The organism is Kribbella sp. NPDC048915, from assembly GCF_040649595.1.
Classification (GTDB): domain Bacteria; phylum Actinomycetota; class Actinomycetes; order Propionibacteriales; family Kribbellaceae; genus Kribbella.
The window spans coordinates 1-8,946 of sequence record NZ_JBEZFT010000139.1; the positions used below are offsets into that span (position 1 = coordinate 1).

Below are 8,946 nucleotides of genomic sequence, written 5' to 3' on the forward strand. Positions count from 1 at the left end.
TGGGAGACGCGGGTCTTTGCCGCCTGGTTGGCGTATGGACCCGAGGCGGCGCTGGCGGGCGAGACCGCGCTCCGGCAGTACGGCGTGGCCGGCGATTGGGGTGACGTGGTTCGGTTGGAAGTACCGCACGAGCGCAGGCTGCGGCCCGAGGCAGGTGTCGTGCTGACCCGGTCGCGTGATTTCGCGCGCCGTGTGTTCGCGGTCCGCGAGCCGCCGATCGTCCGGATGGAAGTGGCGGTGCTGACGGTGGCGGCGCATCGGCCGCGGCTGGACGCCGCGGTCGCCCTGGTACTGGACGTTTGCCGGCAGCGGCGTACGACGCCGTACCGCCTGCTCACCGAACTGGACGCGATGGTCCGGCTGCCGCGCCGCAAGCTGCTGCGCGAAGTTCTGCACGACGCGACGGGCGGCGTCGAATCGTTCCTGGAGCTGACCTATCTGCGCAGGGTCGAGCGCGCCCACGGACTCCCGCCGGCCCGGCGGCAGGTCCGTGTCGCCGGGCGGACCGGGACGATCTACCGCGACAACGACTACGAGTACGGCCTCGCCGTCGAGTTGGACGGTCGTATCGGGCACGAGGAGGTCGGCTCCCAGTGGCGGGACATGCGACGGGACAACACCGCGCTCCTGGACGGGAAGGTCACACTTCGGTTCGGGTATCAGCTGGTTGCCGACCCGTGCTCAGCCGCCGCGCAAGTCGCTGCCGTGCTCCGATCCCGTGGCTGGCCCGGTCCCCCCGCCAGCTGCTCGCCCACGTGCACGGTCGGTGCGGATCTGGGGAGTGCAGCGCACCTGAAATGACTGGCAGAACTCCCCTAATCCCCGGGGTGGGTTGGTCAGGTGGAGATGTTGGCTTTGGAGCGTTCGGGAGTTGGCGTGGTGGGTGGCGGGGCGGATTCGAGTTGGATGTTCGGGGTGATGCGGTCGAGCCAGCGGGGCAGCCACCAGGCGCGGGGACCGAGCAGCGTCATCACGGCCGGGACCAGGACCATCCGGACGAGGCTGGCGTCGATCAGGACCGCGACCGCCATACCGACGGCCAGCATCTTGACGGTCGGGTCGTCGTCCAGGACGAAGCTGAGGAACACCGCGATCATGATCGCGGCCGCGGTGGTGATCACCCGGGCAGTCGCGCCGATCCCGATCGCCACCGCGCGGTGGCTGTCCCCGGTCGCGATCCACGCCTCGTGCACCCGGGACAGCAGGAACACCTCGTAGTCCATCGACAGCCCGAACACGATCGCGAACATCAGCATCGGCACGAACGACGGGATCGGCACCGTTTGGTCGATCCCGACCAGGGACGATCCCCAGCCCCATTGGAAGACCGCGACGATCACGCCGTACGCGGCGCCGACCGACAGCAGGTTGAGGACCGCGGCCTTCACCCCGATCAGCAGCGAGCGGAACGCGACCGTCAGCAACACGAACGCGAGCAGCACCACAGCCCCGATCAACCACGGCATCCGGCTGCCCACCTTCTCGGTGAAGTCGACGTACCCGGCGGTGGTCCCGACGACGTACGTCGGCTCCTGCTGCCCGGACAGGACATCGTCGCGGATTCGGTTGACCAGGTCCTCGGTCTCCGCCGAGGAGGGCGAGGTCGTCGGGATGACGTTGATGATCGAGGTGGTCCCCGCGCTGTTCGTGCTGGGCGGCTGGACGGCCGCGACGCCTTCGGTCTTCTGCAAGGTGCTCTGCAGGCCGCTGAGTAGTGCTTGTTTGTCGGCCGAGCTCTCCGACGGCAGCTGTACGACGACCGTCAACGGACCGTTCGCGCCCGGCCCGAAGCCCTGCGCGATCAGGTCGTACGCCTTGCGGCTGGAGTCCTGCGGTGGATCGGTGCCCGCGTCGAGCTGACCGAGGTTCATCCAGAAGAGTGGGATCGCCAGGATCACCAGAACGAGCGTGGCGACGATGCCGTACGGCCACGGGCGGTCGCTGACTCGGCGGCCCCAGCGGGCGAACGCGCTCTGCTCGTGCTTGGCATCGCGACGTTCCCGCTCCTCCGCGCGATGCTGCGCCACGGCTTTCGCGTCGGCAAGTTCGGCCTCCACCTGGCGTTCCTCGACCAGGTGCTTGCGGTCCTTCCGGTTCAGCACGGTGAGCTTCGCCAGCCCGAGCAGGGCGGGGATCAGCGTGAGTGCCGCGAGGACGGTGAACGCGACGACGATCGCCGACGAGAGTCCGAGTGCGCCGACGAACGGTACGCCGGACACGTACAACCCGAGGATCGCGATCACGACGGTGCCGCCGGCGACCAGGATCGCGGCGCCCGACGTGGACTCGGCCCGCCCGACGGAATCGACAACGTCCATGCCGTCGTCGAGTTGCTCGCGATGGCGTGACACCAGGAACAGCCCGTAGTCGATCGCGACACCGAGTCCGAGCAGGGTCGCCACCGTCGGCGCGGTCACCGGGAGGTCCTTCGCCGCGGCCAGCAATCCGAGGATCGCGAGGCCGCCACCGACGCTGAAGACCGCCGACACCAGCGGCAGACCGGACGCGACGATCGACCGGAACATCAGGAACAACAGCAGCAGCGCCAATCCGAGGCCGATGGCTTCCGACGGGGCATCGTCGGGCTGTTTCCCGATCTGCCCGGCGCCGCCGCCGTACTCGACCTCGAGGCCGGCCGCCCGCGCCGGTTGCGTGGCCGCGTCGAGTTGGTCGACGTACGAACTGTCGAGCGAGGCGGGCACCACCGAGAACGAGACCGGCGCGTTGACGATCGTGCCGTCCTTGGAGATGTACGCCGTCTGCGAGGTCGCGAGCGGATCGGTCGCGGTGACCACGTCCGGCAACTTGGCGACTGCGGCCATCGACGACTGGACCGCGTCCGCCTGCTCGGCCACAGTCCCGGAGGAGGCGTGGAAGACGATCGAGCCCGAGTACCCGCCGGCCTGCGGGAAGTCCGCGTTCAGGACGTCCAAACCAGCGGATGATTCACTGCCCGGAACCGTGTAGTTGTTGACGTACGTGCCGCCGAACGCCGCCCGCAGGCCGAACAACCCGACCACGACCACGAGCCAGCCGACGATCACGAACCAGTGGAACCGCGCCGCGCCGCGGCCGAGGCGCTCGAGAAAAGCATGCACGGGTGCCCCCTCCCCCTGGGCACCCCCCAGGCGACGGCGACGCCCCGTCGGCCCCTGCAGTGAATGTAAGACGGGGCGGTCCGGGCTCACAACCCCCGGCAGCGCGCGGTCACGGACCGCCTGCGCTCGCTGGCACAGCGCAGCTCAACGAACCAGCGAACCGTCAGCCGCCGGCGACACTGGGCAGGACGAGCAGTTCGTCACCGGGGGTGAGCGGGGTCTGCAGGCCGGACAGGTCGCGGATGTTGTCGTTGCCGAGGTAGATGTTCACGTGCCGGCGGACCGCGCCCTGCTCGTCGGTGAGCCGGCGGCGGAGCGCCGGGTGACTGGATTCGAGCGCGGCGAAGACCGAGGCGACGGTCGAGGGACCGTCGACCTCGAGCTCCACCCGGTCGGCGCCGTCCGCGAACGGCCTCAGCACCGTGGGCAAACAGACCGCGACCTTGCCTGGCTCTGCTGCTGACTCTGAGACTGGCATCGGCGTCAGCCCACGACCGCGGCGCGCACGGCCAGGATGTCGGGCAGGTGCCGAGCGACCTCGACCCAGTGCTCGCCGGCGTCGGCACTCGCGTAGACACAGCCGTCGCGCGTCCCGACGTACACCCCGGCCGGGTCGGCGGTGTCGGTGGACATCGCATCGCGCAGCACCGGCGCATACGACGTACCGGGCAGGCCGTCGGCCAGCTCCTCCCAGGTGTTGCCGGCGTCGCGGGAGCGGAACACCCGGCACTTGGCCTCGGTCGGGATCCGGTTCGCGTCGGCGACCAGCGGGAACACGTACACGGTTTCGGGCTCGTGTGGGTGGACGACGATCGGGAAACCGAAGTCCGACGGCAGCCCGTCCGCGATCGACTTCCAGACGTCGCCGCCGTCGTCCGTGCGGTACACGCCGTGGTGGTTCTGCGCGAACATCCGCTCCGGCGCGGCGGGGTGCGCGGCCACCTTGTGGACGCACTGCCCGAACTCCGGGAACGGGTCAGGGAAGAACTTGGCCTGGATGCCCTTGTTCGCCGGGGACCAGGTGGCGCCGCCGTCCGTGGTCCGGTAGACGCCGCCGGTGGACATCGCCACGCTCACGCGATCGGGATCGGTCGAGTGCGGTACGACGGTGTGGATCGCCGCGCCGCCGAACCCGGCACCCCACTCCTTGCGGTGCGGGTGGTCCCACAGCCCGCGGACGAGCTCGAAGGTCACTCCCCCGTCGGTCGACTTCCACAGCGCCTGCGGCTCGGATCCGGCGTACACGACACCTGGCTGATCGGCCGGACCGGGCTGGATCTGCCAGACCCGCTCGAGCGAGGCTTCGGCGTCCTCGGGGAAGCCGATCGAGCCCTCCGGCGGCTCCGCCCAGGTCTTGCCGAGGTCGTCGGAGTGGAAGACCGCGGGACCCCAGTGCTCACTGGTGCCGCCGACGAACAGGCGCGGTTGGTCTCCACGAGTGTCGATGCCCACGGCGTACACACCCTGCATTTCGAACTCCGGCACCGGCCCGTCCAGCTGCCACTCGGTGCGGGCAGCGTCGCTCCGGCCGATCCACAGCCCTTTCTTGGTGCCGATCAGCAGTACAGCCTCGGACATCGTTGTCCCTTCCTTCGCTCCGTCAGCGTGGCGGACCAGCCACGACATTGATCAGCGGTTCCCCGGACGCGTAGCGCTCCAGCTGGGCCCGCACGAGCCGGGCGACCCGCGGCGCGAACGCGGTCGACGCGCCACCGCGGTGCGGGTTGATCAGTACATTCGGAGCAGACCACAACGGGTGTCCGGCAGGCAACGGCTCAGGGTCGGTGACATCGAGCGCGGCCCGGATCCGCCGGGTGCCGAGCTCGGCCAGCAGCGCGTCGGTGTCCACGACGACGCCGCGGGCCACGTTCACCAGCAGGGCACCGTCCTCCATGCTCGCGAGGAACTTCGCGTCCACCATCCTGGTGGTCTCCGGCGTCGCCGGCGTCAGCAGCACCACGACGTCCGCGCGCGGCAGCAGCTCGGGCAGGTCGTCGATCGGATGGACGCCGTCGCGCGCGCGGCGGGCGACCCGGATCAGGTCGCACTCGAACCCGGTCAACCGCCGCTCCAGCGCTTCGCCGATCGCGCCGTACCCGAGAATCAGCACCGTCCGGTCCGCGAGCGAGTCGTCGACCTGGTCGTACGACGCCGGCCAGACCTGGCGGTCCTGGTCACGCACCGCACGCGGCAGATTCCGGTACGACGCCAGGATCAGCCCGACCGCGAGCTCGGCCGTGGACGCGTCGTGCACGCCGCGCGCGTTGCACAACGTCACGCCCTCGGTCAGCCGCGCCTGCGCGTGCTCGAAGCCGGCGGTCTGCAACTGCACGACCTTCAGCGCGGGCATGTCGCGGATGACGTCGAACACGTCGCCGCCGCCCATGTAGCTGGGCACGTAGAACTCCACTTGGTCGAGCGACGCCGGCCGCTCACCCCCGGCGTAGAACTCCACGTCGAACCCCGCGGGCACCCCGCCGAGGAACCCGTCCGGGTCCTCCCACGGAAGCCATGCCTTCACCACGTCAGCCATGTCTCAGAACCTACTCGTGCCCTCGGACAGTTTTGAACTCCCGTGCCTGATCGAATGCTCCGTCGTACATTGGATCGGTGCCTTCGACATCGGATGTGGGAGCCGCGGTCGCGCACGATGAAGCCGTCGCGCGGCTGCGGGAGTCGTATGCGGCGATCCCGCCGGGCGCGCCGGTCCGGCTGGCGAAACGCAGTTCGAACCTGTTCCGCCCGCGGACCGCGATCGATCGGCCGGGGCTGGACGTCTCGAAGCTGACCGGCGTGATCGGTGTCGACCCGGCCGCCCGCACCGCCGACGTTCAGGGCATGTGCACGTACGAGGACCTGGTCGCGGCGACCCTGCGGTACGGCCTGACACCGATGGTCGTGCCGCAGCTGAAAACGATCACTCTCGGCGGCGCGGTCACCGGCCTCGGCATCGAGTCGTCGTCCTTCCGCGCCGGCCTGCCGCACGAGTCGGTGCTCGAACTGGACATCCTCACCGGCGCCGGCGAGGTCGTCACCGCGCGACCGTCCGGCGAGCACGCGGACCTGTTCCGGATGTTCCCGAACTCCTACGGCACGCTCGGGTACGCGACCCGGTTGCGCATCGAGCTCGACCGCATCTCGCCGTACATCGCCTTGCGGCACGTCCGGCTCGACCTCGACGCGCTGGCGCCGGCCGTTGCGGAGATCGTTGCCTCGGGCACGTACGACGGAGAGCCGGTGCACTTCGTCGACGGAGTCGCCTTCAGCCCTGCGGAGGCGTACCTGACGCTGGGCCGCAACAGCGACGCCGCGGTCCGGACCAGCGACTACACCGGCCAGCAGATCTACTACCGGTCGATCCAGCAGCGACAGACCGATTTCCTCACCGCGCACGACTACCTCTGGCGCTGGGACACCGACTGGTTCTGGTGTTCGGCAGCGTTCGGTGTGCAGAAGCCCGTCGTACGGCGGTTGTGGCCGCGGCGCTGGCGGCGAAGCGATGTTTTCCACAGGATCGTCGGCTTCGAGAACCGGCACCAGGTCGCCGCGCGGATCAACCGGCGGCGCGGGCGGCCCGAGCGTGAACGGGTCGTCCAGGACGTGGAGATCCCGGTCGGCCGGCTGGCGGACTTCCTGCGCTGGTTCGACGCCGAGGTCGGCATGCGGCCGGTCTGGCTGTGCCCGCTGCGGCTGCGTGGATCGGAGTCCTGGCCGCTGTACCCGCTGAAGCCCGGTGAGACGTACGTGAACGTCGGCTTCTGGGGCACCGTCCCGATCGCGCCAGGTGCGGCCGACGGCGACGTCAACCGCCGTATCGAGCAGGCCGTCACCGACTTCGGCGGCCACAAGTCGCTGTACTCCGATGCCTACTACGACCGTGACACCTTCGACCGGCTCTACAACGTCGCAGCGCTGGACGAGGTGAAGAAACGCTACGACCCCGACGCCCGGCTCACCGGGCTCTACGAGAAGGCGGTGACGCGCCGATGACGACGCTTGCGACCCAGGTATCGATCGCCGAAGCTCTCGACACCGTGATCCCGGGCGGTCCGCCGTTCCGGTTCTCGGCGTACGACGGCAGCGCGACCGGCCCCGCGGACTCGCCGATCGAGATGCACCTGGCCAACGAGCGCGGGCTGTCCTACATCCTGACCGCGCCCGGCGACCTCGGGCTGGTGCGCGCGTACGTGATGGGCGACCTGGAGATCACCGGCGTCCATCCCGGCAACCCGTACGACCTGATGCGGCTGATCCTCGACCAGTTCCACTTCCAGCGGCCGAAGGCGGTCGAGGCGCTGCGCATCGTCCGCGGTCTCGGCTGGAGCCACCTCAAGCCACCGCCTCCGCCGCCCCAGGAGCACCTGCCGAAATGGCGCCGTACCTTCGAGGGACTACGGCACTCGAAGGCGCGCGACCGGGCCGCGATCCACCACCACTACGACGTGTCGAACACCTTCTACGAGTGGGTGCTCGGGCCTTCGATGACCTACACGTGCGCCGTCTTTCCGCGCGCCGACGCCTCGCTCGAGGAAGCGCAGTACGAGAAGTACGACCTGGTCGCGCGCAAACTCGACCTCAAGCCGGGAATGCGACTGCTCGACGTCGGCTGCGGCTGGGGCGGCATGGTGCGGCACGCGGCCCGCGAGTACGGCGTGACCGCGCTCGGTGTCACGTTGTCCGCGGCGCAGGCCGAATGGGCCGCCGCGGCGATCAAGCGCGACGGGCTCGAGGACCGGGCCGAGGTCCGGTACCTGGACTACCGTGACGTCCCCGAACGCGACTTCGACGCGATCAGCTCGATCGGGCTCACCGAACACATCGGGGTGCGCAACTACCCGTCGTACTTCGGATTCCTGCTGGACCGGTTGAAGCCCGGCGGCCGGCTGCTCAACCACTCCATCACCCGGCCCGACAACCGCTTCCGCCACACCGGCGCGTTCATCGACCGCTACATCTTCCCCGACGGTGAACTGATCGGCTCCGGCCGCATCATCACCGAAGCCCAGGACGCCGGCTTCGAGGTCCGCCACGAGGAAAACCTCCGCGAACACTACGCGCTGACGTTGGCCGCCTGGAACGAGAATCTGGTCGCCCACTGGGACGAGGCGGTCGCCGAGGTAGGCCCCGAAACCGCCAAGATCTGGGGCCTCTACCTCGCCGCCAGCCGAGCCGGCTTCGAACACAACACCATCCAACTCCACCAGGTCCTGGCGGTGAAACCAGACGACCGAGGCAACGCCCACTTCCCCCTCCGCCCCACCTGGTGAGGCCCTGAGCGCTGGAAGTAGCCGCTGTCTCTGTGCGGCAGTTGGTCGCTGATCTCGCGGTCAACAAGAGGCGGGATCACCGACGCGCGTGCGCAGCCATCCTGCCTCCCAACTCGAAGAGATATCCGGCTCTTGTGGCTGATCCGTAGGTGGGCCTGAGTGACCGGGGCGGTGCCCGCGCTGCACGACCGCGCGTCCCCGCAGCCGGGGCTTGAGCCCCGACCCGGGGACAGCGAACACGCATTCGGGACCTTGCACCCCAGCCCGGGACCTTGCACCCCCGCCCGGGACCTTGGACAAGCAATAACCAGTCCACACCCACCACACCCTGTCCAAGCTCCCGTCTTCAGCCCGGCACGACCACCGGCGCCACGACCGGCGCAGCCGACCTCATACGAGCAGATCTCCGCACGAGTTGGGGGGTTCTTCACCGGTGTACCAGCGAAGAACCCCGCCCCCAACGCGCGCGGGATATCCACTCGTACGCCGTGCCGCGGCCGAAGGAGGTTTTTGGGTTTCCGCCGCACGGTGGGTTCACCCACCGTGTTGTGGGTTCCGCACCCTTCACACCGGTCAGGAAC

7 protein-coding genes are annotated in these 8,946 nt (G+C 69.3%); 3 read left to right on the forward strand and 4 right to left on the reverse strand.

The window, feature by feature from the left end:
- Positions 1-801 (forward strand): hypothetical protein (locus tag AB0B82_RS35035; protein WP_360178783.1); only part of this gene is annotated, 801 nt, incomplete at its 5' end.
- A gap of 35 nt (positions 802-836) precedes the next feature.
- On the opposite strand, the gene AB0B82_RS35040 is transcribed toward AB0B82_RS35035, so the two are convergent.
- The 4 genes from AB0B82_RS35040 to AB0B82_RS35055 form a co-directional block, all read right to left on the reverse strand.
- Complete coding sequence (locus AB0B82_RS35040) at positions 837-3,098, reverse strand: MMPL family transporter (protein WP_360178786.1); 2,262 nt, start codon at positions 3,096-3,098, stop codon at positions 837-839.
- A gap of 163 nt (positions 3,099-3,261) precedes the next feature.
- Positions 3,262-3,576, reverse strand: a complete 315-nt coding sequence (locus tag AB0B82_RS35045) for a ubiquitin-like small modifier protein 1 (protein WP_360178789.1) — start codon at positions 3,574-3,576, stop codon at positions 3,262-3,264.
- 5 nt (positions 3,577-3,581) lie between these two features.
- Positions 3,582-4,676, reverse strand: coding sequence for an exo-alpha-sialidase (locus tag AB0B82_RS35050; protein WP_360178792.1), 1,095 nt, complete (start codon positions 4,674-4,676; stop codon positions 3,582-3,584).
- A 22-nt stretch (positions 4,677-4,698) separates the two neighbouring features.
- Complete coding sequence (locus AB0B82_RS35055) at positions 4,699-5,631, reverse strand: 2-hydroxyacid dehydrogenase (RefSeq protein ID WP_360178795.1); 933 nt, start codon at positions 5,629-5,631, stop codon at positions 4,699-4,701.
- 77 nt (positions 5,632-5,708) lie between these two features.
- On the opposite strand from AB0B82_RS35055, the gene AB0B82_RS35060 reads away from it, so the two are divergent.
- Positions 5,709-7,088, forward strand: a complete 1,380-nt coding sequence (locus AB0B82_RS35060) for an FAD-binding oxidoreductase (protein WP_360178798.1) — start codon at positions 5,709-5,711, stop codon at positions 7,086-7,088.
- Positions 7,085-8,365, forward strand: coding sequence for a cyclopropane-fatty-acyl-phospholipid synthase family protein (locus AB0B82_RS35065; RefSeq protein WP_360178801.1), 1,281 nt, complete (start codon positions 7,085-7,087; stop codon positions 8,363-8,365). The genes AB0B82_RS35060 and AB0B82_RS35065 overlap by 4 nt, the downstream gene beginning before the upstream one ends.
- Positions 8,366-8,946: the final 581 nt, after the last annotated feature.

Bases quoted from the DNA above. Each gene is read 5' to 3' on its own strand.
- AB0B82_RS35065 (WP_360178801.1), top strand. From the start codon at position 7,085: ATGACGACGCTTGCGACCCAGGTATCGATCGCCGAAGCTCTCGACACC.
- AB0B82_RS35045 (WP_360178789.1), bottom strand. From the start codon at position 3,576: ATGCCAGTCTCAGAGTCAGCAGCAGAGCCAGGCAAGGTCGCGGTCTGT.
- AB0B82_RS35055 (WP_360178795.1), bottom strand. From the start codon at position 5,631: ATGGCTGACGTGGTGAAGGCATGGCTTCCGTGGGAGGACCCGGACGGG.
- AB0B82_RS35050 (WP_360178792.1), bottom strand. From the start codon at position 4,676: ATGTCCGAGGCTGTACTGCTGATCGGCACCAAGAAAGGGCTGTGGATC.